Annotated in this window: 25 protein-coding genes; 18 read left to right on the top strand and 7 right to left on the bottom strand. The window is 71.8% G+C overall.

Annotation, left to right across the window (positions count from 1 at the left end; translation table 11 throughout):
• Positions 1 to 20: 20 nt before the first annotated feature.
• The 10 genes from WBK31_RS30600 to WBK31_RS30555 all read left to right on the top strand — a co-directional run bounded on the left by WBK31_RS30600 (position 21) and on the right by WBK31_RS30555 (position 7558).
• Complete coding sequence (locus tag WBK31_RS30600; RefSeq protein WP_406673551.1) at positions 21 to 2810, top strand: glycoside hydrolase family 3 C-terminal domain-containing protein; 2790 nt, start codon at positions 21 to 23, stop codon at positions 2808 to 2810.
• The gene (locus WBK31_RS30595; RefSeq protein ID WP_364059827.1) at positions 2807 to 3811 is read left to right on the top strand and encodes a LacI family DNA-binding transcriptional regulator; all 1005 of its coding nucleotides are present in this window, start codon (positions 2807 to 2809) and stop codon (positions 3809 to 3811) included. The genes WBK31_RS30600 and WBK31_RS30595 overlap by 4 nt, the downstream gene beginning before the upstream one ends.
• 168 nt (positions 3812 to 3979) lie before the next feature.
• The gene (gene gvpJ / locus WBK31_RS30590) at positions 3980 to 4396 is read left to right on the top strand and encodes a gas vesicle protein GvpJ (RefSeq protein WP_364059830.1); all 417 of its coding nucleotides are present in this window, start codon (positions 3980 to 3982) and stop codon (positions 4394 to 4396) included.
• 16 nt (positions 4397 to 4412) lie between these two features.
• Positions 4413 to 5207 carry a GvpL/GvpF family gas vesicle protein gene (locus tag WBK31_RS30585; protein ID WP_364059833.1) on the top strand — a complete coding sequence of 265 codons (795 nt, stop codon included), beginning with the start codon at positions 4413 to 4415 and terminating at the stop codon, positions 5205 to 5207.
• A 13-nt stretch (positions 5208 to 5220) separates the two neighbouring features.
• The gene (locus tag WBK31_RS30580) at positions 5221 to 5445 is read left to right on the top strand and encodes a gas vesicle protein GvpG (RefSeq protein WP_364059836.1); all 225 of its coding nucleotides are present in this window, start codon (positions 5221 to 5223) and stop codon (positions 5443 to 5445) included.
• Positions 5446 to 5451: 6 nt separating this feature from the next.
• Positions 5452 to 5799: a gas vesicle protein GvpO gene (gene gvpO, locus WBK31_RS30575; RefSeq protein WP_406673550.1), complete on the top strand. Its 348-nt coding sequence runs from the start codon at positions 5452 to 5454 to the stop codon at positions 5797 to 5799.
• A 1-nt stretch (position 5800) separates the two neighbouring features.
• Positions 5801 to 6133, top strand: a complete 333-nt coding sequence (gvpJ, locus tag WBK31_RS30570) for a gas vesicle protein GvpJ (protein WP_364059842.1) — start codon at positions 5801 to 5803, stop codon at positions 6131 to 6133.
• Complete coding sequence (locus tag WBK31_RS30565; protein ID WP_406673549.1) at positions 6126 to 7046, top strand: GvpL/GvpF family gas vesicle protein; 921 nt, start codon at positions 6126 to 6128, stop codon at positions 7044 to 7046. Before gvpJ (WBK31_RS30570) ends, WBK31_RS30565 begins: the two co-directional genes overlap by 8 nt.
• A gap of 78 nt (positions 7047 to 7124) precedes the next feature.
• Entirely contained in the window at positions 7125 to 7265 is a 141-nt protein-coding gene (gene gvpJ / locus WBK31_RS30560; RefSeq protein ID WP_406673548.1) for a gas vesicle protein GvpJ, read from the top strand.
• A complete protein-coding gene (locus WBK31_RS30555) occupies positions 7262 to 7558 on the top strand; it encodes a gas vesicle protein K (protein ID WP_378786263.1) in 297 nt (98 codons plus the stop codon). Before gvpJ (WBK31_RS30560) ends, WBK31_RS30555 begins: the two co-directional genes overlap by 4 nt.
• A gap of 124 nt (positions 7559 to 7682) precedes the next feature.
• Here the strand turns inward: WBK31_RS30555 and WBK31_RS30550 are convergent, their stop codons facing one another.
• Positions 7683 to 8222, bottom strand: a complete 540-nt coding sequence (locus WBK31_RS30550) for a GNAT family N-acetyltransferase (protein ID WP_406673547.1) — start codon at positions 8220 to 8222, stop codon at positions 7683 to 7685.
• A gap of 148 nt (positions 8223 to 8370) precedes the next feature.
• Between WBK31_RS30550 and WBK31_RS30545 the strand changes: the two genes are divergently transcribed.
• Entirely contained in the window at positions 8371 to 8781 is a 411-nt protein-coding gene (locus tag WBK31_RS30545) for a VOC family protein (RefSeq protein WP_364059857.1), read from the top strand.
• Between the two features lie 271 nt (positions 8782 to 9052).
• On the opposite strand, the gene WBK31_RS30540 is transcribed toward WBK31_RS30545, so the two are convergent.
• Both WBK31_RS30540 and WBK31_RS30535 read right to left on the bottom strand, forming a co-directional pair.
• A complete protein-coding gene (locus WBK31_RS30540; RefSeq protein WP_406673546.1) occupies positions 9053 to 10423 on the bottom strand; it encodes a hypothetical protein in 1371 nt (456 codons plus the stop codon).
• Between the two features lie 203 nt (positions 10424 to 10626).
• A complete protein-coding gene (locus WBK31_RS30535) occupies positions 10627 to 12375 on the bottom strand; it encodes a biotin carboxylase N-terminal domain-containing protein (RefSeq protein ID WP_406673545.1) in 1749 nt (582 codons plus the stop codon).
• Positions 12376 to 12645: 270 nt separating this feature from the next.
• Here WBK31_RS30535 and WBK31_RS30530 point away from each other — a divergent pair, with 270 nt between their 5' ends.
• From WBK31_RS30530 to WBK31_RS30510, 5 genes are all read left to right on the top strand, one after another.
• Complete coding sequence (locus tag WBK31_RS30530) at positions 12646 to 12918, top strand: WXG100 family type VII secretion target (RefSeq protein ID WP_364059866.1); 273 nt, start codon at positions 12646 to 12648, stop codon at positions 12916 to 12918.
• 144 nt (positions 12919 to 13062) lie between these two features.
• The gene (locus WBK31_RS30525) at positions 13063 to 13974 is read left to right on the top strand and encodes a S8 family serine peptidase (RefSeq protein ID WP_406673544.1); all 912 of its coding nucleotides are present in this window, start codon (positions 13063 to 13065) and stop codon (positions 13972 to 13974) included.
• Complete coding sequence (locus WBK31_RS30520; RefSeq protein ID WP_406673543.1) at positions 13950 to 14204, top strand: hypothetical protein; 255 nt, start codon at positions 13950 to 13952, stop codon at positions 14202 to 14204. The genes WBK31_RS30525 and WBK31_RS30520 overlap by 25 nt, the downstream gene beginning before the upstream one ends.
• 232 nt (positions 14205 to 14436) lie before the next feature.
• Positions 14437 to 15948 (top strand): serine/threonine-protein kinase, encoded by a 1512-nt coding sequence (locus tag WBK31_RS30515; RefSeq protein WP_406673542.1) that lies wholly within the window; start codon positions 14437 to 14439, stop codon positions 15946 to 15948.
• On the top strand, positions 15846 to 16895 hold the full coding sequence (locus WBK31_RS30510; protein WP_406673541.1) for a hypothetical protein: 1050 nt from the start codon (positions 15846 to 15848) through the stop codon (positions 16893 to 16895). Before WBK31_RS30515 ends, WBK31_RS30510 begins: the two co-directional genes overlap by 103 nt.
• A gap of 98 nt (positions 16896 to 16993) precedes the next feature.
• Here the strand turns inward: WBK31_RS30510 and WBK31_RS30505 are convergent, their stop codons facing one another.
• Genes WBK31_RS30505 through eccCa form a run of 3 tightly spaced genes read right to left on the bottom strand, consistent with a single transcriptional unit; the run spans position 16994 to position 22312 of the window.
• Complete coding sequence (locus WBK31_RS30505; protein WP_364059875.1) at positions 16994 to 18097, bottom strand: WXG100 family type VII secretion target; 1104 nt, start codon at positions 18095 to 18097, stop codon at positions 16994 to 16996.
• Positions 18098 to 18120: 23 nt separating this feature from the next.
• Positions 18121 to 18453 (bottom strand): hypothetical protein, encoded by a 333-nt coding sequence (locus tag WBK31_RS30500; RefSeq protein ID WP_364059878.1) that lies wholly within the window; start codon positions 18451 to 18453, stop codon positions 18121 to 18123.
• Positions 18440 to 22312 carry a type VII secretion protein EccCa gene (gene eccCa / locus WBK31_RS30495; RefSeq protein WP_406673540.1) on the bottom strand — a complete coding sequence of 1291 codons (3873 nt, stop codon included), beginning with the start codon at positions 22310 to 22312 and terminating at the stop codon, positions 18440 to 18442. The genes WBK31_RS30500 and eccCa overlap by 14 nt, the downstream gene beginning before the upstream one ends.
• Positions 22313 to 22539: 227 nt before the next feature.
• On the opposite strand from eccCa, the gene eccD reads away from it, so the two are divergent.
• Together eccD and WBK31_RS30485 are read left to right on the top strand one after the other, a co-directional pair.
• Positions 22540 to 24036 (top strand): type VII secretion integral membrane protein EccD, encoded by a 1497-nt coding sequence (gene eccD / locus WBK31_RS30490; RefSeq protein ID WP_364059884.1) that lies wholly within the window; start codon positions 22540 to 22542, stop codon positions 24034 to 24036.
• 29 nt (positions 24037 to 24065) lie between these two features.
• Complete coding sequence (locus tag WBK31_RS30485; protein ID WP_364059887.1) at positions 24066 to 24503, top strand: YbaB/EbfC family nucleoid-associated protein; 438 nt, start codon at positions 24066 to 24068, stop codon at positions 24501 to 24503.
• Positions 24504 to 24672: 169 nt separating this feature from the next.
• On the opposite strand, the gene WBK31_RS30480 is transcribed toward WBK31_RS30485, so the two are convergent.
• Complete coding sequence (locus WBK31_RS30480; protein WP_406673539.1) at positions 24673 to 26082, bottom strand: hypothetical protein; 1410 nt, start codon at positions 26080 to 26082, stop codon at positions 24673 to 24675.
• Positions 26083 to 26086 lie beyond the last annotated feature (4 nt).

The following is a 26086-nucleotide window of genomic DNA, read 5'->3' as shown; positions in this document are numbered from 1 at the left end:
GCTTCGACACTCTCAGAGGGATGATCATGCAAGAACCCCCCTTCCGCGACCCAGCGGTCCCCCTTCACGACCGGATCGACGACGTGCTGAGCAGGCTGACCATCGAAGAGAAGCTGGGCCTGCTGCACCAGTACCAGGCGCCGGTGGAGCGGCTGGGCATCGGCCCCTTCCGTACGGGCACCGAGGCGCTGCACGGGCTGGCCTGGCTCGGTCCCGCCACCGTCTTCCCGCAGGCCATCGGCCTGGCCTCGTCCTGGGACCCCGACCTGCTGCACCGGGTGGGCGCGGCGACCGGCGACGAGGTGCTGGCCTTCCACCACAAGGACCCGGCGGGCGCCGGGCGCAACGTGTGGGCGCCGGTGGTCAACCCGCTGCGCGACCCGAGGTGGGGGCGGAACGAGGAGGGCTACTCCGAGGATCCGTGGCTGACCTCTCTGCTGGCCACGGCGTACGCCCGCGGCTTGAATGGGAGCGCTCCCGACGCTGATGGGCCCCCGGCCGTGCTCAAGACCGCGCCCACGCTCAAGCACTTTCTCGCCTACAACAACGAGACCGACCGCTGCACCACCTCCAGCAACCTGCCGCCCAGGGTGCTGCACGAGTACGAGCTGCCGGCCTTCCGCGGGCCCATCGAGTCGGGCGCGGCGGTGGCGGTCATGCCGTCGTACAACCTGGTCAACGGGCGGCCCGCGCACCTCAGCCCGCTCATCGGGCAGGTGCTGCGCGCCTGGGCGCCGGGCGATCTGCTGGTGGTCAGCGACGCGTACGCGCCGGGCAACCTCACCGGCCTGCAGGGCTACTACGACACGCTGCCCGAGGCGTACGCGCACGCGGTCAAGGCGGGGCTGGACAGCTTCACCCAGGACGACGACCGCGCGCAGGCCACGCTCGGCCACCTGCGCGCCGCGCTCGACCAGGGGCTGCTCACCGAGCGGGACATCGACGAGGCCGCCAGGCACGCCCTGGCCATCAGGTTCAGGCTCGGCGAGTTCGACCCGGCCACGCCGTACGACGACATCACCGACAGCGTGGTGAACTGCCCCGAGCACCGGGCGCTGGCCAGGGAGGCGGCGCGGCGCTCGTTCGTGCTGCTGGAGAACGACGGGCTGCTGCCGTTGCGCGACGTCCGCAAGATCGCGGTGCTCGGGCAGCTCGGCGACACGCTGATGGAGGACTGGTACAGCGGCACGCTGCCGTACGCCGTCACCGCCCGCGCCGGGCTGGCCGAGCGGTGCGAGACCGTGTTCTGCGAGGCGGTGGACCGGGTGACGCTGACCGCCGAGGCGGGTCCCGTCGCCGCCGACCCGGCGGGCGGGCCGCTCACCGTGGGCGCGTCCGAAGCGGGACTGTTCGACGTCTTCGACTGGGGCGGCGGCTCGTACGCGCTGCGCGCCGTGGTCACCGGCAGGTTCGTCTCCGTGGACGGCACCACCCTGGTCAACGACCAGCCGGGGCCGAACGGGTGGGAGGTGCGCCAGACGTTCCGCATGGAGGAGCGGCCGCGCGGCATGCTCGCCCTGCGCCACATCGCGACCGGCAGCTACGTCGGCGCGGGCGACGACGGCGTGCTGCGCCTGGTGGACGACGCCGACCAGGCGCTCTGGCTGACCATGGACGTGGTCAGGAGCGGCGCCGCCGAGGCCGCGAAGCTGGCCGCGGAGGCCGACGTCGCGGTCGTGGTGGCCGGTGACCACCCGCTGGTCAACGGCCGCGAGACCGAGGACCGCAGCACGCTGGCGCTGGCCCCCGCACAGGACGCCGTCGTACGCGCGGTGCGCGCGGCCAACCCGCGCACCGTCCTCGTCCTCACCAGCGGCTACCCGCTCACCTGGACCGCCCGCGACCTGCCCGCCGTGCTCTGGTCGGCGCACGGCGGCCAGGAGTACGGCCACGCGCTGGCCGAGGTGCTGTTCGGCGACGCCGACCCCGAGGGCCGGCTGACCCAGACCTGGTACCGCTCGGAACACGAGCTGCCCGACCTGCTCGACTACGACATCGTCACCTCCGACGCCACCTACCAGTACTTCCGCGGCGTCCCCCTGCACCCGTTCGGCCACGGGCTGAGCTACACCACGTTCGGCTACAGCGGGCTGCGCGTCCGCCTCGACGGCGACGAGCTGCGGGCCGAGGTGACGGTCACCAACACCGGGTCGCGGCCCGGCGTCGAGGTCGTGCAGTTCTACACCCACCAGCAGCGCTCCCGGGTCAAGCAGCCGCTGCGCCGGTTGCGCGGGTTCGAGAAGGTACGCCTGGAGCCGGGCGAGAGCCGGACCGTGGAGCTGCGGCTGCCGGTCTCCGAGCTGGCGTTCTGGGACGTGACCAGGGGCAGGTTCGTCGTCGAGCGCGCGCCGCACCGGCTCATGGTCGGCCGCAGCGCCACCGACCTGCGGCTGAGCGCGGGCTTCGAGGTCGAGGGCGAGGACATCCCGCCGCAGCGCGGGCCCCTGCGCGCGGCCTGCCACGACGCCTACGACGCGATCACGTTCGTGGACGAGAGCCGGCTGGACGGCGACGCCGTGCGCTCCGAGGCCGAGGGCGCCTGGATCCTGTTCCGCGAGGTCGATCTGACCGGTGCCACCACGTGTGTGGTCACGGCGGGCAGCACGGAGGGCGGCGTGATCACCGTACGGCTCGGCGACCCGCTGCACGGCCGGGAGCTGGCCGCCTTCCCCGTGCCCCGCACCGGCCGGTACGAGCATCACGCCATTCCGGCCTCCCTCGAAGCCGTGGACGGGGTGCACGATCTGTATGTGGTGTTCGAGAACGAAGGCGTGACGCTGACAGTGATCGACTTAGGAGCCGAGGCTTGAGCGGGCGCACGGTCACCATTGCGGAGGTGGCCAAGCACGCGGGCGTGGCCGTGAGCACGGTGTCGTACGTGCTGAGCGGCAAGCGCACGATCTCGGCCGACACCCGCAAGCGGGTGCTCGACAGCGTCCGCGCCCTGGGCTACCACCCCAACGCCGGCGCCCGCGCGCTGGCCAGCAAGCGCTCCAACGTGATCGCGCTCGTGCTGCCGCTGCGTGCCGGCATGCACGTGCCGGTGGCGATGCGGTTCGCCGGCGCGGTCGTGACCGCGGCCCGTCGCTACGACCATGACGTGCTGCTGCTGACCGCCGACGAGGGCACCGCGGGCATCCGCAGGGTGGCCGCGAGCGCGCTGGTGGACGCCTTGATCCTGATGGACGTCGAGCTGGACGACACGCGGGTGCCGCTGCTGCGCGAGCTGCCCGAGCCGAGCGTGCTCATCGGCTTCCCCGCCGAGCCGGCCGGGCTGACCTGCGTCGACCTCGACTTCGCGGCGGCCGGCGCGCGCTGCGTCGAGCACCTGGCCGAGCGCGGGCACGAGGAGATCGCGCTGCTCGGCGCCCCCTCCGTCGTGTACGACCGGGGCACCGGCTTCGCCACCCGTACCCGCGAGGGCTTCGTGGAGGCGCTGGAGACGCACGGCGTCCAGGGCGTCGCGCTGCCCTGCGAGGAGACGTTCGACGAGGTGTACGAGACGGTCCGCGACCTGCTGCTCGACCACCCCGGCCTGTCGGGTCTCGTCGTGCACAACGAGTCGGCGGTGGGTCACGTGCTGGCCGCGCTGCGCCAGCTCGGCCGCCGGGTGCCGGACGACGTGGCGGTGGTGGCGATCTGCCCCGACGACGTCGCCGAGCGGGCCAGCCCGCCGTTGAGCTCGGTGCTGATCCCGGCCGAGGAGGTGGGCAGGGAGGCGGTGCGGCTGCTGATGGACAAGCTGGAGGGCCGTGGCGTGCCCGACTCGACGCTGCTCGCGCCGCAGCTCGTCGTACGCGCGAGCACCTGAGCTCTCAGGTGCCGGCGTCTGTGAGATAAACACCCTCCGGGCTCAAGAATCGCGGTGCGTCACCGCTCGTAAGCGAGGCGCACCCCAAATCTGTCCGGTTTTCAGTCATATGTGGTTCCGTGTCGGTTTCATCGGGCAGGCCGGGTGAGGCGGAGGGAGAACCACACAATGACTACGTCTGTGCAACCGGCGTCGGCCGGGCAGGGCGGCGGGCGGGGACCCACCGGCCTCGCCGACGTCATCGACACGATCCTCGACCGAGGGCTCGTGATCGATGCCTACGTCCGGGTGTCCCTCGTCGGCATCGAGATCCTGACCATCGACGCGCGCGTCGTCGTGGCGAGCGTGGACACGTATCTGCGCTTCGCCGAGGCCGCCAACCGGCTCGACCTGTCGCAGACCGAGCAGAGCCTGCCCGAGGCCGTCGGCACGGTCACCGGCGCGGTCGGCCAGGACAAGTCCAAGGACGTCATCCAGGGCATGGTCGAGGGCGGCGACGAGGAGCCGCGCGAGCTCGGCGGCTCGGACGAGGAACACCAGCGCAAGCAACCCCGGAGCGCCCCCACCAAGATGCGTTTCAAGTGAGAGGACAAGCAGCGCCATGGGACGCTCGACCAACGTCTCCGGGGCAGGCCAGGCCACCCAGGAGGCCCAGAACCTCGCGACCTACGTCTACGGCATCGTCCCCGCCGAGACCGAGGTGAGCCGCGACCAGAAGGGGCTGGGCGAGCCTCCGAGCGAGGTGCGGCTCATCACGCACCGCGACATCGCCGCCGTCGTCAGCGACGTGAACGTGGACCGGCCGCTCGGCAGGCCCGCCGACCTGCTCGCGCACGAGGAGCTGCTGGACGGCATGGCCGCCAAGGGGCCGGTGCTGCCGTTCCGGTTCGGCGCGGTGCTCTCCGGCACCGGCGCCGTCGTGGACGAGCTGCTCGGGCCGCACCACGACGACTTCCGCGCCGCGCTCGACGAGCTCACCGGCACCACCCAGTACGTCGTCAAGGGCCGCTACCAGGAGCGGGCCGTGCTCGCCGAGATCCTCGCCGAGAGCCCGGAGGCCGCCTCGCTGCGCGAGGCCATCCGCGGCACCTCCGAGGACGCCACCCGCAACGAGCGGATCAGGCTCGGCGAGATCATCACCGCCTCCGTCGAGGCCAAGCGCGACATGGACACCCGCCTGCTGCTCGACGGCCTGACCGGCCACTACCTGCAGGCGTCGCTGCGGGAGCCGTCGCACGAATGGGACGCCGCGCACGTCGCCCTGCTCGTCAAGGCCGATAAGAGCAAGGAGCTCGAGCAGGCGCTGAAGGAGTTCGGCGAGCGCTGGACCGACCGGGTCGATCTGCGGCTGCTCGGCCCGATGGCTCCGTACGACTTCGTCATCGCGCAGGCGTGAGGGGGTGCGCCGCGTGGGCCTGATCTCCCTGATCTTCACCTGGCCGCTGGCGCCGATGCGCGGCCTGGTCCGGCTGGCCGAGATGATTCAGGACCAGGCCGAGCGCGAGCTGCGCGACCCCGCGGCCGTGCGCAGGCGGCTTGAGGCGATCGAGGCGGCCAGGCAGGCCGGCCAGATCTCGGAGGAAGAGGAACGCCGGGCCGTCGAAGAGGTCCTGCGCCTGGCGACGGGGAGGTGAGCCGGGGTGAGCGCCAAGCGGCCCGCCTCAGGCAGGTACGTAGTGGAGACCGAGGAGCAGGACTTCGAATCGGAGGAGCCCGAGGTGGGGGAGCTGGACGCCGCCGCGGCGGGCGGCGCGGGCCTGCGCCTCATCTCCGAGCTGACCAGGAAAGAGCCCGAGGGCATCACCTCGGTCATGCCCGCCGACGACGGCTGGCTGGTCGAGGTCGAGATCGTCGAGGACCGCCGCATCCCGTCGTCGGGCGACATGCTCGCCGTCTACCGGGTGGAGATGGATAAGGGGGGCAACTTGCTGTCATATCGGAGAATCCGCCGCTACCGGCGGTCGAACGCCGACTTCGGGGAGGCGTGACATGGTGGCCTCATCCGGTCCGGTCGTCCGCCCCTCGTACGGTGCTGGACCCAGCAACCGCGAGCCCGCCAACCTCGGCGACATCCTGGAGCGCGTGCTCGACCGGGGCATCGTCATCGCCGGGGACATCCGGGTCAACCTGCTGGACATCGAGCTGCTCACGATCAAGCTGCGGCTGCTGATCGCGTCCGTGGACACCGCCAGGGAGCTGGGCATCGACTGGTGGGCGCACGACCCCTGGCTCTCCGGCCGGGACCGCGAGCTGGTCGAGGAGAACCGCAGGCTGCGCCGCCGCCTGGCCATCGCCGAGGGACGGGAGGCGGACCATGGCTGACGGCACGTACCTGTACGCGGTGGCCCGCGAGCCGCTGCCGGTCGGCGAGATCCTTTCCGGCGTGTCGGGGGCGCCGGTGCGGACCATCGTCCACGACGGGCTCGTGGCGTACGTGAGCACGGTGCCGCTCGACAGCTTCGGCGAGGAGCCGCTGCGGCGCTCCCTGGAGGATCTGGACTGGCTGGCCGAGACCGCCCGCGCCCACCACCGCGTGGTCGACGCGGTCGCCGCCGTCACCACCACCGCGCCGGTCCGGCTCGTCACCGTCTACGCGGGCGACGACCAGGTGGTGGACCTGCTGGAACGGCGCGGGGATGCGTTCCAGCGGGTGCTGTCCCACGTGACGGGCCGCCAGGAATGGGGCGTCAAGGTCTACACTGCCGCGCCCGAACCCGCCGCGGCCGAGCTCACCGCGGTCGGCCGCCCGGCGACGGGCCCGACTGCGCGCGCCGCCGCCGCGACGGACGCCTCCGAACGGGCAGGCTCCGGCGCCGCCGTGTCGTCCGGCGGGGCGGCCGTGGAGGAGGACCGGCGCGACCGGGACGGTGAGGCGCGTGCGGCGCGGTGCCGGAACGGCGATGAACGGGAATCGCGGCCGGGGCGGGCGTACCTGGAGCGGCGGCGGGCGAGCCTGCGCGGTCGTGAGCAGCTCCGTGCGCAGGCGCTGCGCCGCGCCGACCACATCCACCGCACGCTGTCGGCCCTGGCCGCCGACGGCTGCCGCCACCGCCCCCAGGACCCGCGCCTGTCCGGCCGTAACGACTGGATGCTGCTGAACGGCGCGTACCTGGTGGACGAGGCGCGCGCCGCGGAGTTCACCGAGCTGGCGGGCACGCTGGGCGGCGACGGCGTCGAGGTCAGGCTGACCGGCCCGTGGGCGCCGTACTCGTTCACGGTCATGGAGACGGCGTGATCCGCGACAGCGCGGCTGGGGAGGCGTGATGCGGGACGTGGTGGCGCTGGAGCAGCTCCCCCTGAGCGGATCGCGCTGGTGGACCTGCTGGACCGGCTGCTCGCCGGCGGCGTGGTGCTGACCGGCGACCTCGTGCTGTCCATCGCCGACATCGACCTCGTCCGCATCTCGCTGAACGCCGTCATCGCCTCGGTCGACGAGCTGGAAGGGAGCCTGTGACGGTCACCATGGAGGCACCATGCCGGCGCATCACCGCCGACCCTGAGACGGTCGAGCGCGACCTGTCCCGCCTCGTCCTCACCATCATCGAGCTGGTCCGCCAGCTCGTGGAGCGCCAGTGCGTACGCCGCATGGAGGAGGGCAGCCTGACGGACGAGCAGATCGAGACGCTCGGCGTCACGCTGATGCGCTTGGAGGAGGCCATGGCCGACCTGTGCGAGCGCTTCGACCTCACGCCCGAGGACCTCAACCTCGACCTCGGCCCCCTGGGCACCCTCCTTCCCACGACCTGACGATCCGCAGGCGGGCGATGCGGCGTCCCAGCAGCGAGGCGAGCCCGGGTGGCGCCCTTCGCGCGTCCAGCCGCGCTCGCTCACCGCCACCCGTGGTCGAGCAGCAGCACCCGGGCAGGCTCTCTCATGTCATCTCCACCGTGAGGGCCCAGCGCTCATGGTCGCGCCAGGCGCCGTCGATGAACTGGAATCTCGGCGAGAAGCCCTCCCGCTGGAACCCGACCCGCTTGATCAGGTTGATCGAGGCGGTGTTGCGCGGCTGGATGTTCGCCTCCAGCCGGTGCAGCTCCATCTCGCCGAACGCGTGCCTCACCAGCAGCCGCAGGCCCTCCGTCATGTAGCCGCGGCCGGTCGTCGAGGCGAACGCGCAGTAGCCGATGGTGCCGCTCTGGTGCGTGCCCCTGATGATGTCGTTGACGTTGACCCGGCCGACGATCGCGCCCGTGTCGCGCCGGCAGATCAGGAAACCCTCGTTCGCCGGCCCGTCGAACCTGGACAGGTAGCTCACGAAAGCCTCGTACGTGACGATGGGCGGGCCCGGCATCCAGCGGGCGAGCATCTCGGCGCTCTCCCTGTGCAGGGCCGTCAGCTCCTCGTAGTCCTGCAGGCACAGGTAGCGCAGCGCCACCCGCTCACCCTCGGCAAGATAGATCACATCCGCCATTCTGCAGGCCACCCCCGACAGCGCCAGGCCGTTTCGTCCCGTACGACCGGAAACGGCGCCGCGAACGGCAGCGGCGCGCCGGCACGGTGATCGTGAAGCGGTCAGCTTTGAAGAAGCCTCCCGGGGCGGCGCCTCCTAGCGTGGCGGCATGACTCTCGCACTTCAGTACTGTCACATCACCGTGGACGACATGGACGAGGCGATCGCCTTCTACCGCGACGCGCTCGGCTTCAAGGTCACCGGCGACAACGGGCCCGGGCAGCAGCGCTGGGTGAGCCTGTCCGACCCGGTGCACGGCGGGCCCGAGCTGGTGCTCTCCAGCCCGTACGCGGGCCGCTCCCAGGAGGACGGCGACGCGCTGCGCGAACTGCTCGTCAAGGGCGTCCTGCCGATGATCGTCTTCAGTAGTGACGACCTCGACGCCGACTTCGAGCGCGTCCGCGCCACCGGCGCCGAAGTCCTCCAGGAGCCCATCGACCGCCCCTACGGCGTCCGCGACGCCGCCTTCCGCGACCCCGCCGGCAACACGGTCCGCTTCCACCAGCCACTCAAGCGGTAACTGAGGCCGGGGCCAGGCCGAGGACGTCTGAGTGCGATCCGCCGGCCGACCCGTCACGCACGACCTCCCGGCCTTCCGCAACGCTGCCGGCAAGACGGTGTGCTCCACCGGCGATTCGTGCGGCGTCTACGGTTCGACCCGCCGCCCGAAGTGTCGGCTCGCCGCCTGGAGCGTCGGTCCGCCGCAGCCCGAAGTGTGCCGGCACGGGGAAGCCCCGGCTCAGGCGAACCTGAACCGGGGCTTCTCTGTCGTGCTCTAGGACCCGGGCGGGTTACCAGTCTCCGCCGCCGAAGTCTCCGCCGCCGAAGTCGCCTCCGCCGCCGAAGTCACCCCAGCCGCCGCCACCGAAGTCGCCGCCACCGCCGAAGTCACCGCCGGCGTCGGCGTAACCCTCGGCGTAACCGGCGCCGTAGCCGCCCATGCCCCAGCCGCCGCTCAGCATGCTGCCCATCATGGTGCCGATGAACATGCCGGTCATGATGTCGCCGAAGCCGCCGTAGTAGCCGTAGGCGTAGGGCTGGTAGGCCGGGCCCGCGTCGTAGTAGGGCCGGCGCTGGCCGTCGACCATGACCTCGCGCATCTGCGGGTCGAAGCCGCGCTCGACCGCCTCGGCGTCCATCTTGCAGGCGGGCACGTCGCGGACGGTGCCACCGGGCGGAGCCCAGCGGACGTCGCGGACGGACGGGCCGTGCTGCGGGTTGAAGAAGCAGGGCGCCCGGCGCTCGGGCACCGGCTCGTTGTTGACCTTGGCCTTGACCACCGCGAGCGCGTAACGGCCGTCTTCGAGCGTCTGGGTGACCTCACGGATCTGCTCGGCCCGCTGCACGCCGGCGAGCTGGGTCTTCGACTTCTCGTACGCGTCGAGCGCCGTCTGCCACTCGTCGATGTGCTTGCCGCCCTCACCGGCCAGCTTGACGTCGGTGTCGAGGGCGGTGATCTCCTCGCCGAGCTTGGTGACGTCCTCCTCGACGGTCTGCTTGACCGCCTCCAGCTCCTTGGCCTCCTGGATGGCCCGCTTCTTCTTCTGCTTGCTGGAGTAGAGGAAGTAGCCGCCACCGCCGACGAGGACCAGCGCGCCGAGTGCGATCAGCGCTCCGGTGCCGCCGGAGCCGGGGTCGGCCTGGCTGCCGCTGTCGAGCGCCGAACGGTCGCCCTTGGCGGCCATGTCGACGCGGTTGGCGAAGTCCTTCATGCCGGCCACGACGTCGCCCGAGTTGGCGTTGACGGCGAGGTTGGCCAGCTCACCGGCGACACCGGTGCGCAGGGCGCTCGAACCGGCGAAAAGGGTCGTGCCGTCGAGGACGGCGATGGTCGCACGAGGACGTCCCGCCTTGCTCAACGCGGAGCTGAGCTGGCTCATGTAAGTCCTGACATTGGACTGGTCAATCGTGCCATCGGGCAGCGCCACAGCGTAGATCTTGGTGTCAGCGTCCTTGAGCGCGTCGTTGATCTCACTCTCCTGGCCGGACGACAAGGATGAGCCGGCCACCACATAAAGCGGCGCCTTCTTCCAGTTGGACACGACGGTGTCGGCATCCGGGGGAGCCGCCGCGTTGGCGGCAGAGGAAAGCGCAAGAACGACGATAAGACCGGCGATCAGAGCCGCGAACGCGGCCCCTGCTCGGCGCAGCGAATGGGTCATGGGCAGCAAGCCTCCTTCGCCCTTGAGGACGAATGGGCGGTCGGCAAAGTTCCTCAAGAGGCACGCTACCCGTCCGGAGCCGCGCAGGAGCGCTCCGTGGCGCAACAGCCTGGCACCGGTTGGGTCCGGGCAGGGTCGATCCCCGGCCAAACCCTCCGCCGGGGGACGCTCTCCGTGGAAGCCGTGGAGTCCCGTACGTACGGTCAGGAGTCCTTGATCTCGCAGATCGTCTCGCCCGAGCTGACCGTCTGCCCGACCGCCGCCGTCAGCCCGGTGACCATGCCGGACTTGTGGGCGGCCAGCGGCTGCTCCATCTTCATGGCCTCCAGGACCACGACGGTGTCGCCCTCGTTCACCGTGTCACCGTCGTTCGCCACGACCTTGACGATCGTGCCCTGCATGGGGCTGACCAGCGCGTCGCCGCCGGCCGCGGGCTTCTTCGCGCCTCCGCCGGCGCGCCTCGGCGCCTTGGCGCGGGCGGCCGGCGCGGGTGCGGACGCGCCGAGCCCGGCGGGCAGCACGACCTCCAGCCGCTTGCCGCCCACCTCGACCGTCACGGTCTCCTTGGGGGTCTCCTCGGCGGTCGCGACGTCCCCTTCGTACGGGGCCACCGTGTTCTCCCACTCCGTCTCGATCCACCGCGTGTGCACCGAGAACGGCTCGGAGGTGAACGCCGGGTCGGTGACCACGGCCCGGTGGAACGGCAGCACGGTCGGCATGCCGGTGATCTCGAACTCGGCGAGGGCCCTGCGGGCGCGTTCGAGCGCCTCCTGCCGCGTACGGCCGGTGACGATCAGCTTGGCCACCAGCGAGTCGAACGTCCCCGGCACCGTCATGCCCGCCTCGTAACCGGAGTCGAGCCGCACCCCGGGCCCGGACGGCGCGCGCAGCGTGGTCAGCGTGCCGGGGGAGGGCAGGAAGCCGCGGCCGGCGTCCTCGGCGTTGATGCGGAACTCGATGGAGTGGCCGCGCAGCGCCGGGTCGTCGTAGCCGAGCGGCTCGCCGTCGGCGATGCGGAACATCTCGCGTACGAGGTCGATGCCCGCGACCTCCTCGGTGACGGGGTGCTCGACCTGGAGCCGGGTGTTGACCTCCAGGAAGGAGATGGTGCCGTCCTGGCCGACGAGGAACTCGCAGGTGCCGGCCCCGACGTAGCCCGCCTCCTTCAGGATGGCCTTGGAGCTGGAGTAGAGGACGTCGAGCTGGGCGTCGGTGAGGAACGGCGCGGGCGCCTCCTCCACCAGCTTCTGGTGGCGGCGCTGCAGCGAGCAGTCGCGGGTGCTCACCACGACGACGTTGCCGTGGGCGTCGGCCAGGCACTGGGTCTCGACGTGGCGGGGCCGGTCGAGGTAGCGCTCGACGAAGCACTCGCCGCGCCCGAACGCGGCCACCGCCTCGCGGACGGCCGACTCGTACAGCTCGGCGACCTCCTCCATCCTGCGGGCGACCTTGATGCCGCGCCCGCCGCCGCCGTACGCGGCCTTGATGGCGATCGGCAGGCCGTGCTCCTCGGCGAACGCCAGCACCTCGGCGACCCCGCTCACCGGGTCCTTGGTGCCCGCGACCAGCGGCGCGCCGACCTTCTGCGCGATGTGCCTGGCCTGCACCTTGTCGCCGAGCGCGGCGATCGCGGCGGGCGGCGGGCCGATCCAGATGAGACCGGCGTCGATGACGGCCTGGGCGAAGCCGGCGTTCTCGGCGAGGAATCCGTAGCCGGGGTGGACGGCGTCGGCACCGCTGCGGCGTGCGATGTCGAGGAGCTTGCCCGCGTCGAGGTAGGTCTCGGCAGGGGTGCGCCCGCCGAGGGCGTACGCCTCGTCGGCGACTTTGGCGTGCAGGGCGTCGAGGTCCTGGTCGGCGTAGACGGCCACGCTGGTGATGCCTGCGTCCTTGCACGCGCGTGCCACCCGCACGGCGATCTCGCCGCGATTGGCGATCAGAACCTTCCGCACCGGCTCTCGTCCTTCCTGCTAGGTTCGGCGGCCCCTGCGTGCGCGCCGTCGTTCGCGTCGAGCATCCTGCCCCGGGACGCGCCCGGCTCAGGCGTCCGGGAGCAGACCCTGTCGCCGCTGGTCATCCCGGCTTCCTGAAGGTGCGGGCGGTATCCCATGAGATCCGAGCATTCCTCGGGTAGACCATAGCCGCTTGGCATATCTCCGGCGACGGGCGGTGGCCTTTCCTTAGGGTGAGGGCGCTTTCACAGGTTCCCCAGGAGGGTATGCATGAGCCAGAGCATGTTCGGCGGCGACCTCGCGGAAATGCAGCAGATGTCCAGCCAGTTCACGCAGCAGTCGGAGGCGGTCCGCACCACCATGACCGCGCTCGACCGTGAGGCCGCGAAGGTCGGCACCGCGTGGACGGGCCCCGGGGCGCAGCGCTTCCAGCAGGCATGGCAGAACTACCGCACGGCATTCCAGCGGATGACGGAGGAGCTGCAGGAGGCGGCTCGGGTCATCGGGACCTACCGGCAGAACATCGAGTCCGCCACGAAATGATCAACGCAAGAGGCCCTGGCGAAGTGGCCGGGGCTTCTTGCCGTTCGCGGAACCGGATCTGAATTCGGCTTGATCGTTTTGTGCCGATCGGATACCGGCTGAACGTAGCTTTGCGGCGAATCGGGCGGGCTACCCTTTTTCTCCATGATTGGTCGCGCCCTCCTGGCCAGCATGCTCGCCCTGCAGGCTCCGCTCGTTCCCGCCGTCGCGGCCCCCGACCGGTGCAACCCGCCCAGGGGCACGGTCGAGGTCGGCGAGTCCTGGGCACAGAAGCGGCTCGACCCCAAACGCGTCTGGTCGCTGTCCACCGGTGCGAACGTCACCGTCGCGGTCATCGACACCGGCGTCGATCTCACCCATCCGCAGCTCCGCCTGGCCGGCAAGGCCGACCTCGTCGGCTCCGGCTACAACGACTGCGTCGGCCACGGCACCGCCGTCGCGGGCATCATCGGCGCCCAGTACATCAGGGGCGTGCTGTTCCACGGCATGGCCCCCGGAGTGCGGCTGCTGTCGTACAAGTTCACCGACTCCGAGACCGACGGCAAGACCGAGCTCCTGATCAAGGGCATCAAGGCCGCCGCCGACCAGGGCGCCAAGGTCATCAACGTGTCGAGCAAGACCCTCGACCACCCCGCGCTCGAAGCGGCCGTACGGTACGCGCTCGCCAAGGACGCGGTCATCGTCGCCGCGGCCGGCAACGTATCCCGCAGGGACGGCACGCCCTCGCCCGCCTATCCGGCCAGCTACGACGGCGTGCTCGCGGTGGGCGCGGCGGGGCCGGACGGCGCCCTGAGCGAGTTCTCCAACAAAGAGACGCCCGTGTCGGTGCTCGGGCCGGGCCAGAACCTCGTCTCGACCTGGCCCGGCCGTTCCTACTTCAAGGGGCTCGACGGTACGAGCTACGCGGCGCCGTACGTGGCGGGCGTCGTCGCGCTCGTCAGGGCCCGCTATCCCACGCTCGACCAGGCGCAGGTACGCCGGCGCATCATCGCCACCGCCGACGGCGCCACCGGCGCGGGCAAGGGGCCGGCATGGTCAACCCGATGCAGGCGGTGAGCGCGGTCCTGCCGTTCGAGCCAGAGAACGCGCCCGTCGTCGCGCCGCCACCGCCGAGCCCGCTCCCGAGCAGCGCCGTCACCAAGGCCGCGCCCGTCGACCACAAGGCGATCGAGCTGGCCGTGGTCATCGCGGTCTGCGCGGTGGGGCTGGCGCTGCTGGTGCTGGCGTTGCGGGTGGTGGTTCCGATGGGGCGCAGGAGGGGATGGCGTCCCGGACGTTCGACGTGATCGCGAGTGGGGCGTACGGCTGAGGCGCGATCGGCGCGCTGGGCGAGGTGCCGTCAGGGCGCTGTTGCGGCCGCGATCCTCCGCATTACCGCGCTGAAGTTGTCGGCCTGATGACTGCGATTGCAAGAAAACGGCACTGCGTTTTGTTGACCAGCGTCCGAAACGCCTGATGCTGATGTGACGGATCTGGTTCAATGTGATCAATCATGCTTTGCTGGTGAAAGGTTCGGGCATGCACCCTTTGCGCCCTGGGGATCCAGAGCGGATCGGCGCTTTCAGCATTGTCGGGCTGCTGGGAGAGGGGCCGAGAGGGGAGGTCTTCCTCGGGCATGAGTCCGAGGACGCGCCCAAGGTCGCCATCAAGCTGCTCCCCGCCGAGCCTGACTCCGAGCGCGAGCTCGACCGGTACCTCGGGGTCAAGCGGGTCTCCAGCTCGTACGTGGCGAGAGTGCTCGACGCCGGTTACCTCGGCGACCGGCCGTACATCGTGCGCGAGTACGTCGAAGGCAAGAGCCTGGCCGAGACCGTCGCCGGCGGCGAGCCGCTGAAGGGCGACGCGCTCGAACGCGTGGCCGTCGGCGTACTGACTGCGCTGTCCGCCGTGCACCTCGCCGGCCTGGCGCACCGCGCCCTCACCCCGCACAACGTGATCCTCAGCCCCGACGGGCCGCGCGTCACCGACGCCGCCATCGGCGACCCCGCCGGCGACCCCGCCTACCAGGCTCCCGAGCAGCTCAAGGGCCTCGAGTACGGCCCCTACGCCGACGTCTTCGCCTGGGCCGCCACCATCGTGTACGCCGGCACCGGGCGCCCGCCGTTCGCCGACGAGGAAGCGACGCTGAACGGCGAGCCCGACGTGGCCATCGAGGCCGAGCCGCTGCGCCGGGTCCTGCTGTCGGCCCTGACCAAGGAGGTCGGGGACCGGCCGACCACGTACAGCGCGCTCATGCAGGTACTCGGCGACGCCCCCGCCCCGAACGGCTCGAAGCCGGCCTCGGCCGCCAAGCCCAAGTCCGCGTCTGCGGCGGCCGCCGGAGTCGCCGCGGATGCGACCAAGGCGGCCACCGCCAAGTCCCCCGAGTCCGCACCGAACGGGAAGCCGCCTGCGGCGAACGGGCCGGGGTCGCCTTCGGCGGGTCAGCCGGGGACGCCTGCGGCGAGTGGGCTGGAGGCGCCTGCGGCGGGTGGGCCGCAGCAGCCGCCTGCAGCCGGCAAGGGCAAGCCCGGCGCGGAGGCGCCCCAGCCGCCCGCGCCCCGGCCGGCCCCGACGGCCCGCCGCTTGAGGGCGTGCCGATCGCCCGCCCCCCGATGCAGGGCATGCCTGCGCAGGGCCGGTACCAGGGTCCGCCGCACGGTCAGGGCGGCCCGATGCCGGTGCCGCCGCAGGGCCACCCGCAGGGTCCGCCGATGCCGCCGCACGTGCCCGCCCAGGCCGGTCCCCTTCAGGGGCCGCCGATGCAGGGCCCGCCGCCCCAGGGAGCGCAGCAGGGCCCGCCCATGCCGCCGATGCACGGCTCGCCCATGCAGGGCCCGCCGAACGTGCCGCCGCAGGCCGGGCCGGGCATGCCCGGCCCAGGCGGGCTGGAGCCGCACGTGCCCGCCCAGGGCCATCAGGGCCATCCCGCCACGCCCGAGGCCACCATGTGGGGGCCGCCGGAGTCCGACCCGCCGCAGCCGCCCGCCCAGATCAGGATCGAAAAGCCCGCGTCGCCCGCTCCGCGCAGGGGGCTGCCGCTGGGGCTGATCGCGGGTGTCGCCACGGTGGCGCTGGTCTCCGCCGTGGGCCTGTGGGGCGCCAACCGGTACGTACGCCTCCAGCAGGTCGACCCGTCCCTGGTGGCGCAGCAGGCGAACAGCGACGCCATCCCCACGCCCACCGCCACCACGACGCCCCCTGCGCCGCAGAGCACCGGCGGCCCCGGGAACCCGCAGGCGACCGCCGAGGCCACCGTCCCGTGGGCGGCCAGCGGCGATCCCAACGACGTGGGCCCGCTCGTGCTGCCCACCGAGTGGTCGTCGGCCACGCCTGACGTGCCCGAGCTGACCTCGGCGCCGACCACCCCGGCCCCGCTGCCGTCGCAGCCGGTCACGATTCCGACGCAGCCGCCGGTGACGGTGACGCAGCGGGCACAGCCGACGAAGAAGCGTACGGCCACGCAGACGGCCAAGCCGCGGGCGACCGTCACCAAGACGGTGCAGCCGACGCCGACCAAGACCGTCACCCAGACGCCGACCAAGACGCCGACCAAGACGCCGACCAGGAAGCCGGTCCAGCCGACGCGGCAGCCTGAGCCCGAGCCGGAGCCGACCAGGACGACGGCCAAGCCGGCGCCGACGAAGACCACGGCGAAGCCGTCCACGCCGGTCAAGAACCCGTACACGGCCACGCAGGTGTGCGGCTCCGGGTTCTCGGTGCAGCGGTCGATCTCGTTCTCCGGCGGTGTGACGTACCAGCTCTGGAACAACAGCACCGGCCAGAACTGCGCGGTCACCATCAAGACGGCGGACGTCGGCAAGAGCACCCCGACCGGCGTCACGCTCGAGGCGCAGGGCGGCGGCACCCAGTCCGACAACGGCAACTTCGAGTACTACGCGGGGCCGGTGAAGGTGAGCGCCAAGGGCAAGTGCGTGCGCATCTCCGGTTACGTCGGCTCGGGCAGGTCGAGCAGCGACTGGGCCAACTGCAACTGACGCCACTCCTGACGGTGACGCCCCCTGGGCCGGTGAGCGACCGGCCCAGGGGCGTCATGGTGTCCAGGGCGCGTCCCGTCGCCAGGAACACGCAGGGGTCAGTAGCCCACGTAGCCCAGGCCGTTCTTGGTGTTCACCACACCGGGCACGTTCGAGACGGACCCGTACCTGGCGATCGCGTACCGCACGCCCGCGATGATGTTGTCCACCGGGTCGTAGATGTTGCGATGCCCGTCCAGCGCGTACGCGTTGAACGTCGGGTCGATCGTCTGCATCAGCCCCTTGGACGGCGTGCCCCTGGCCGCGTTGGAGTCCCAGTTGTTGATGGCGTGCGGGTTCCCGCCGGACTCGTGCTGGATGATCAGCCAGATGTCGTTGACGTTCATCTTGGACGTCGGCACGCCCCTGGCGGCGAGGATCCTGACCGCCTCCTCGATCCACTCCCTGACCCGCTCGGGCGGCGCGGCGCCGCCGCCGGGAGGTGGCGGGCCGCTGGGCCCGTAACCGGAGAAGCCACCCGAGTGCCCAGCGGTGGTGACCGGCGCGCCCCGGCCGCCCTGCACGGAGACGCCGCCGTCGGGCCGGTAGTCGGGGTCGGCGACCCAGTCGAGGTTCGGGCCCTTCTCGGCGACGAACTCCTGCTTGGTGACGTCGGGGATGGCGCGGAAGGTCAGCTTGCGGTCGCGCAGGTGGCGATCGATGTCCTGCTTGGCCTTGGAGACGGCCGCCTCGGCCGAGTCCACCCACGGCTTGGCGTCCTTCTTGGCCCGCTCGACCAGCGCCGACAGCCCGCTGCGCATGTCCGCCTCGGTCGCGTCCGGATGATCGGCCAGGTAGCGGGTGCGGTAATTCGCGGCGTTCGTGTTGAGGTCGCGGCAGATGGAGGAGATCTCGGTGTGCGACTCGCGCAACGCGGAGGCGGCCTCGCCGAGTGAGGCGGCGCAGTCGCTCAGCGCCGACTTCAGGCTCTCCGCGGCCGTGCCGTACTCGCGCATGTACGAGTCGAACGCCTCCGCCGAGCGGCCGTTCCAGGCGTCCGCCACGTTCTGGACCGCCGACGCCAGCGCGCCTCCGAACTCCTGGACGTCGCCCGACGAGGTCCGCCACTGCGAGGCGATCGTGTCGATCGACCCCGGCGAGCCGGTCACCTTGCGCAGCATCTCGTCGAGCGCGGCGCCGCCGGGCAGGTGCCCGACGCTCACGGAATCACCCACGGCGTTCCCGCTCACGAGGTGGCCCGGTGGGCGCGGCGGATGTTCTCCTCCACCTCGCTCAGGCCTCGCTCGGTGGCCGCGAGCTTCTTGCGCGCCTCGTCCATCTCGCTGATGAGCGCGCTCCAGACGGCGTTGGCGGACGACGCGAGCCCCGCCGAGCTGGGCAGGTGCCCGAAGGTGTCGGCGCTGATGGGCGTGCGGTTGTTGCGGATCTCGCCCTTCGCGTCGTACGTCAGCTCGCCGGGATTACGCTCGACCAGCGTGTCCTGGTACTGGCCTGCCGCCTTCTTGATGGCGGTGCGGCACCGGTCCAGCACGGAGAAGTGGATCTCAAGGTCGGCCATGGTCGGCCCCCCTTTCTGCGTCCAGGAACGCCGTCTGCATCAGACGCGAGCCGAAGCGGCGGTCCACCAGGAAGCCGCGGCCCGGCGGGAGCGGCTGCGGGCGTACGTTGCCGAACAGGTAACCCTCGTCCTTGCTGCCCGACATGAGCAGCGCGGGCGTCGCCATGTCCTTCAGCCGCTGGATGACCGGGTCGAACATGGCCCGGCTCGCGCCGCCCATCTGGCGCGACAGCACCAGGTGCAGGCCGATGTCGCGGGCCTGCGGCAGCAGGTCGACCAGCGGTCCCAGCGGGTTCGCCGACGTCGCGACGAGGTCGTAGTCGTCCACGACGACGTACAGGTCGGAGCCCTGCCACCAGCTCCGGTCGCGCAGCTGCTCGGGCGTCAGGTCGGCCGGGGGCAGGCGGCTGAGCAGCGCGTCCTTGGCGTCGTTGATCAGGCTGGAGGCGGCGGCGCTCGAGGCGGCGTAGCCGATGCGGTGGGGCGTGGCGGCCGAGTCGAGCAGCGAGCGCCGGTAGTCGATGACGATCAGCATCGCCTCGCTGGGCTGCTTCCTGCTGACGAGCTGCTCGGAGATGAGCCGCAGCAGGTTGGACTTGCCGCTCTCGTTCTCGCCGAACACCACGAAGTGCGGGTCGGCGTCGAAGTCGAGCAGCACCGGCGACAGCGAGTTCTCGTCGATGCCGATGGGGATGCGGTCGGGGTCGTTCGGCAGCGCCGAGACCGGCAGCACGGCGGGCAGCAGCCGCACGGGCGGCGCGGACGGGCCCTGCCAGGACTCGCGTACGGCCTGCACCAGCGCCCGCACGCCGGCGGCCAGGTCGGAGGAGTTCTGCACCCCGTCGATCCTGGGCAGCGCCGACAGGAAGTGGAAGCCGTCCTTGGTCAGGCCGCGGCCCGGCGTGCCCTCGGGCACCGCCATCGCCTGCTTCCTGCTGACCTCCGACTCGTACGCGTCGCCCAGCTTCAGCTCGATCTTGGTGCCGAACAGGTCGCGGATGCTGGGCCGGAACTCCGACCACTTGTTCGTCGCGGCCACCAGGTGGATGCCGTAGCCGAGGCCCCGGGCGGCGAGGTCGGTGATGGTCGGCTCCAGCGACTCGAACTCCTGCCTGAGCGTCAGCCAGCCGTCCACGACCAGGAACACATCGCCCCAGCCGTCGCCCTCGATCTTGCCCTCCTGGCGCATGCGGCGGTAGGCGGCCACCGACTCGATGCCCTGCTCGCCGAACTCGCGCTCGCGCCGCTCCAGCAAAGAGGCGATCTCGGCCACCGTACGGCGGACCCGCTCGGCGTCGAGCCGGTTGGCCACGCTGCCGACGTGCGGCAGGCCCTCCAGCGACGCGAGCGCGCCGCCGCCGAAGTCGAGGCAGTAGAACTGCACCTCGCGCGGGGTGTGCATGAGCGCCATGCCGGTGATCAGCGTGCGGATCACCGTGCTCTTGCCGCTCTGCGTGCCGCCGGCCACGCCGATGTGCCCGGCCGCGCCGGAGATGTCCAGCCAGTACGGGTCGCGCCGCTGCTCGAACGGCTTGTCGATGATGCCGATGACGGCGTGCAGCCTGCCCCGGCCCTGCCAGCCGGTCGTGGTCAGGCCGTATTCGGGGGCGACCGACAGCGGTGGCAGCAGGTGCGCCAGGGTGGGCGGCTCGGCGAGCGGCGGCAGCCAGATGCGATGCGCGGGCGGCCCGTGCCCGGTCAGGCGGGAGACGACGACGTCGAGCAGGCTGCGCTGGCCCGCGGCGGCCGGTTCCGGCGTCTCGTCCTCGTCGTCGGGCTCCTCCGGCTCGGGGACCTCGGGCAGCGGCATGTAGGCGGGGCTGTACTCGACGATCTCGCGGATCGGCGCCTGGTCGCCCGATGCGCTGGACCGGCCGGGCTCGGCCTGGTGGGGGCCGGACACGTACGCGGCCTTGAACCGCGTCATGCCGGTCGTGTCGTACTTGAGGTAGCCGTTGCCGGGCGCGGGCGGCAGCTCGTACGCGTCGGCCACGCCCAGCACGACCCGGCTCTCCATGGCCGAGAACGTGCGCAGACCGATCCGGTACGACAGGTGCGTGTCCAGGCCGCGCAGCCGGCCCTCCTCCAGCCGCTGCGAGGCCAGCAGCAGGTGCACGCCCAGCGAACGACCGAGCCGGCCGATCATCACGAACAGGTCGATGAACTCGGGCTTGGCCGCGAGCAGCTCGCTGAACTCGTCGAGCACGATGAAGAGCGTCGGCAGCGGCTGCAGGTCGGCGCCCTGCTCCCGGGCGCGTTCGTAGTCGCGCAGCGAGGCGAAGTTGCCGGCCGCGCGCAGCAGCTCCTGGCGCCGCACCATCTCGCCGTGCAGCGCGTCGTGCATGCGGTCGACCAGCGGCAGCTCGTCCTCAAGGTTCGTGATGACCGCCGAGACGTGCGAGAGCCCCTCGAGGCCGAGGAACGTCGCACCACCCTTGAAGTCGACGAGGACGAAGTTGAGGATCTCGGACGAGTGCGTGATGGCCAGGCCCAGCACCAGCGTGCGCAGCAGCTCCGACTTTCCTGAACCGGTGGCCCCGATGACCAGCCCGTGCGGGCCCATGCCGCCCTGCGCCGACTCCTTGATGTCCAGCTCGACCACGCGGCCGTCGGAGCCGATGCCGATCGGCACCCGCAGCCGGTTGCGCCCTGCCCTGGGCTGCCAGGTGACGGCCGGCTGGATCTGCGCCGGGTCGCCCACGCCGAGCAGGTCGGTGAGGTTCATGCTGGTGCCCAGCAGGTCCTGGGTCTCGCCGTCGGAGCCGACCGAGATCCGCAGCGGCGCGAGCTGCCTGGCCAGCCCCTCGGCCCTGGCGTAGTCGAGGCGGTCGGGGTCGCCGAGCCGGGTCGAGGTGCGCTTGCCGGTGTGGTCGATCTTCACCATGTGGAAGCCGTCGGGCTGGATGTCCAGCCGCAGCGTGGCGGCCTCCTCGACCGGTCCCGTCGCGTCCGACAGGTCGATGACGGTGACGCCCTGGATGGCGTCCGTGCCGAGCTGCGAGTCGTGCGGCACGTGCCCGCCGTCCACGATCACCACGTGGTACGGCAGCGCGTCGGCCCCCACGTTCGGCCGGAACCTGGGCCGCTCCTTCAGCTCGTCGCCCACGAGCTTGTCGAGGTGGCTCATGTTCTCGGCCATGAGCCGCACCTTGCCCGCCGCGTCCACCTCGTCGGGGTGCAGCGCGTGCGGCAGCCACTTCACCCAGTCCCAGTGCGGCATCCACTCGCCGCTCGCGCACACCATGACCCGCATGTCGTCGGGGGAGTGGAAGGTGACGAGCTGCGCGATCATGGCCCTGACCAGGGCGCGCATCGCCCGCGGCTCGCCGGTGATCCGGATCCTGGCGAACGAGTTGAGCGCCACCGCGACCGGCAGCCCGGCCACCGTGGAGTGCGCCCTGACGAAGCGGCGCAGCGCGCCCGCGGTCAGCGCGTCGAGGTCTTCGACCGGCTTGGTGTCGGGCGGCACGAGCTGCACGGCCAGCTTCTGCACGCCGGTGCCCAGGCGTACGGTGGCGAAGTCGTCGTCGCGCGGCCTGCGCTCCCACAGGCGCGGCCCCATGGCCACCCACCACAGCGTGTCCGGTGCCGGGCCGCTCCACTCCAGTGCCTCGCGCTGCTGGAGCGCGGCCTTGCGGACCCGCTTGCGGATCTGCGACAGGTAGCGGAAGTAGTCGCGGCGCAGGCCGTTGAGCCGGTTCTTGCGCTCTCCCGAGTTGCGGCCGAGCTGGCCGATCGTCATGCCCACCATGGAGACGGCGAACAGGCCGCTGGCCACGTACATGATGGGGTTCGCATTGCCGCCGGCGGTGAACATCAGGCCCATGGCGGCGGCGCCGGCCAGCATGGGCACGTACATCAGGACGCCGGTGAAGCCGCAGGCTGCACCTCGGGGATCTCGGGCGGCGACTCCAGAAGGATCTCTCCGCGCGGTGGCTGAGGACTCGGGCGGCGTTCTGGCCGCCGTACGACAACGATGCTCACTGGCGGGACAACCCTCCTGTCACCTGAGACACTTTCTTACCAGAGACGCCGTCCCTATATGTTCGCCATGTCGGATTTAGCCAGCCAGCCTCTGGAGTGGTCGTGACCTCGCTCGCCCACCAGCCGATGCAGCCGATGCGACCTGTGCCGCCCATGCCGCCCATGCCACCGGCAGGACCGGGCGGGCAGGTCGGGCAGGGCGGGCAGCCCCGGCCGCACGCGCCGCTGGCCCCGCTGTGCCACGTCACGATCGTCGCGCCGCGCCGCAGGGTGGACCTGGCGCTGCCCGCCGACGTGCCGCTGCCGCACGTGCTGCCCGGCCTGCTGCGCGCGGTCGGCGAGGCGGACGGCGAAGCGGCCGCCGCACCGGGCTGGGTGCTGCAGCGGCTCGGCGGCGCGCCGTTCGACCTCGGGCAGACGCTGAGCGCGCTGGGCGTGCTGGACGGCGAGATCCTCTACCTGCGCCCGCGCGAGGCGGCGCTGCCGCCCGCGCTCTACGACGACGTGGCCGACGTGGTCGCGACCGGCGTCTCGGAGAGCACCGGCAAGTGGGAGGGCCGCCACACCAGGCTGCTGGGCGCCGGGGCCGCGACCGTGCTGCTCGTGCTCGGCGTGCCCGCGCTGATGCTGTCGGCCAGCGAGCCGCTGGGCGTGACCGTGGTGGCCGGCATGCTCGCGCTGCTGCTGATCGGCGTCAGCGCGGCGCTGTCGCGGGCCGTGGGCGACTCATCGGCCGGCGCGCTCATCGGGTACGCGGCGCTGCCGTACGCCTTCGTGGCGGGCCTGTACGGCCTCATGAGCGGCGCCACGCTGTCCGGGGTGGGCGCGCCGCACCTGCTGGCCGCGATGGCCTGTACGGCGCTGGTGGCCACGATCGGCGGCACGGTCGTCGCCGACGGCGTGGCGGGCTTCCTCGGCACGGCCATCGCCGCCCTGGCGGGAGCGATCGCCGCCGCCATGGTGATGGTGTTCGGCGTGCCCGCCGAGGGCACCGCCGCCATGACCGTGACCGTGCTGATCTCGCTCAGCCCGCTCATCCCGACCCTGTCGTTCAAGATCGCCAGGGTGCCGCTGCCGCCGCTGCCCACCAACGCCGAGGAGCTGCGCTCCGACAACCAGCGCATCGACAGCGAGGGCATCCTGGCCCGCACCGCCCAGGCCAGCCGGTACGCCACCGGCATGGTGGCCGGCATCGCCATGACCGCGATCGGCGCGCTGATCTTCCTGGTCACCGAGCCCGGCTGGATGTCCGGCTCGATGGCCGTCGTGCTCTGCCTGGTGCTGCTGCTGCGCGCCCGCGTGTTCGGCGGCCTCGGGCAGCGGCTCTGGCTGCTGTGCACCGGGCTCGCCGGGCTTGGCGCGATGGCGGTCGCGCTCAGCGCGGGCGCGGGCACCGTCGGCGCGGCGGCCGTGGTGATGGCGCTGCTCTGGCTGTCGATGCTGGTCGTCGGGCTCGGGCTGTGGCTGCCGTCCGGGCGGCTGTCGCCGTTCTGGGGCCGGGCGGGCGAGATCGTGGACGTCATCCTGCTCATCGCGCTGTTCCCGCTCGCGCTCGGCGTGCTCGACGTCTACACCTGGATCCGCGGCCTGTCCGGCTGATCCCGTATACGAGAGGGTTGAACGACCGCATGATCGAGAGTGACTTCGGCGGCATCGACATCGACCAGCTGGTGAAGGACTCCGAGTCCCGGATGGCCCGCGTCGCGGCGCTGCAGGAGACGCTGGGCGGCCTCGTGGGCCGCGCGCAGGACGAGGACGGCCTGGTGACCGTGGAGATGGGCCAGACGGGGCTGAAGGATCTGATCCTGCACCCCAAGGCCATGCGCCTGACCTCAGGCGAGCTGGCCGAGCGCATCAAGCGGGCCTTCGAGGAGGCCGCCGCCGACCTGCAGCGGCAGCTGTCGGAGGTGATGGAGGAGGAGTTCGGCGAGAACAACCCGATGCGCTTCGCCACCGACCCCGAGAGCCAGATGGAGCTCGTACGGCGGGCGGAGTCGGTCGCCAACCGCATGTTCGAGGACGCGATGGGCGAGCTCGACCGCATCCGCAACCGCATGGAGGGCTGACCGGGCGGCGGCCGGGCCTCACGCGAGCCGGACGCCGGACCTCACGCGAGCCGGACGGCCGGGCCCCTTGCGAGGCCCGGCCGTCCGCTTTCAGCCCTTCGCGAGGCCGGCTCTCCAAGCCCTTCGCAGGGCCGGCTCTCCAAGCCCTTCGCAGGGCCCGGCCGAGCGCTCAGCCGAGCTTGTCCGGGCTGGTCTCCACCGGGGGCGACCAGATGTCGGCCTCGGAGTCGTAGTACTCCCTGGTGTGCTCGTCGCTGTTGTTCTGCCCGCCGGCCCCCATCGCGCCGGGCGGGAAGGCCATGAAACCGTTCCCGTTGCCCGGGGTGCTGCGCAGCACCGACGGGCTGGTGGCGGGAGCGCCGCCCCCGCCGTACCAGGGGCCCACGCCCGTGCCGCCGTACGGCGTGCTTCCCGGCGGCTGGGTGTTCGGGAAGATGGTGGGCGGCGTCGAGACGTAGGGGTTCGGCGTCGAGGTGTACGGGTTCGGTGTGGTCGTCGTGGGCGGCGGCTGGGTCGCCGTGGGGGTCTGCGCCAGCTCCGTGCGCTGGTTGTCGGGGCCGCCGATGACCGCGGGAGCCTCCTCCTGCCCCGGTTGCTGCTGCTGGTCCTGGCCGGGCTGTTGCTGCTGCTGGTCGCCCGTGCCCGGCTGCTGGGTGGTGGGGTCGCCGCCGTTGGACGGGTCGTCCTGGCCCTGCTGACCCGGGTCCTGCGGCTTGGTGGTGCCGTCGCCGGTGCCGCCGCTGCCGTCAGAGCCGGTGCCCGTGCCGTTCGAGCCGTCGCCGGTGCCGCCGGAGCCCGTGCCGCCGTTGCCGGAGCCGCCCGTGTGGCCGGAGCCGCCGGTGCCGTACGAGCCCTCCGACCCGGAGCCGCCGGTCCACCGGCCGTCGCCGCCGCTGCCCGAGGTGTCGGTGACCCCGGGAACGTGCAGTTTCTTGGCCGGCTGGGTGTCCACCGTCAGCGGCGTGATCTCCGGGAGCTGGAAGGCCAGTCCCTCGGCGATCTGCAGGTTGATGTCGACGATCTCGATGTTGAGGTTCTCCAGATGCCGCCTGGCCTGCTCGTCGGCCAGCGGTGCCAGCGGCGTGTACGAGCCGCCGTTCAGGCCACTGCCCGTGATCAGCGGCGGCGCGGTGCCGTCCGTACCGATGCCGCCGCCGGACTGCCCACCTGTCACGCCCCTGTTGACAAGGCCGGGAGCCACCGCCGGGGCGGGGACGGTCGAGCGGTAGTGCCTGACCCGCTCGGCGTACTTCTTCATCGGCTCGCCGGTCTTCTGCATGGCATCGCCGAGCGCGCCCGCGCTGGCGTGCAGCAGCCGCAGCGCCTTCATCGCCTGCCGGGCACTCGGGCCGCGCCACACCTCGGACAGGTCCTTGGCCGCCTTCATCAGCGCGCCCTGCACGCCGCCCTCGCCCTTGATCAGCTTGGCCGCTTCGACGTAGCTCTTACCGGCGGCCTCGATTCTGTCGGGGTCGGTGCCGTTCAGGTAGCTGACCACGCGCTCCCGGGTGACACTGATGTCGGGTTTGGTGGCACCCAGGTAGCTGTAGATCCTGATGGGCTCCCACTGATCGGCCATTTCT

Source organism: Nonomuraea sp. N2-4H, from assembly GCF_045291505.1.
Taxonomy (GTDB): Bacteria; Actinomycetota; Actinomycetes; order Streptosporangiales; family Streptosporangiaceae; genus Nonomuraea; species Nonomuraea fastidiosa.
This window is presented reverse-complemented; position numbering and strand designations above follow the sequence as displayed.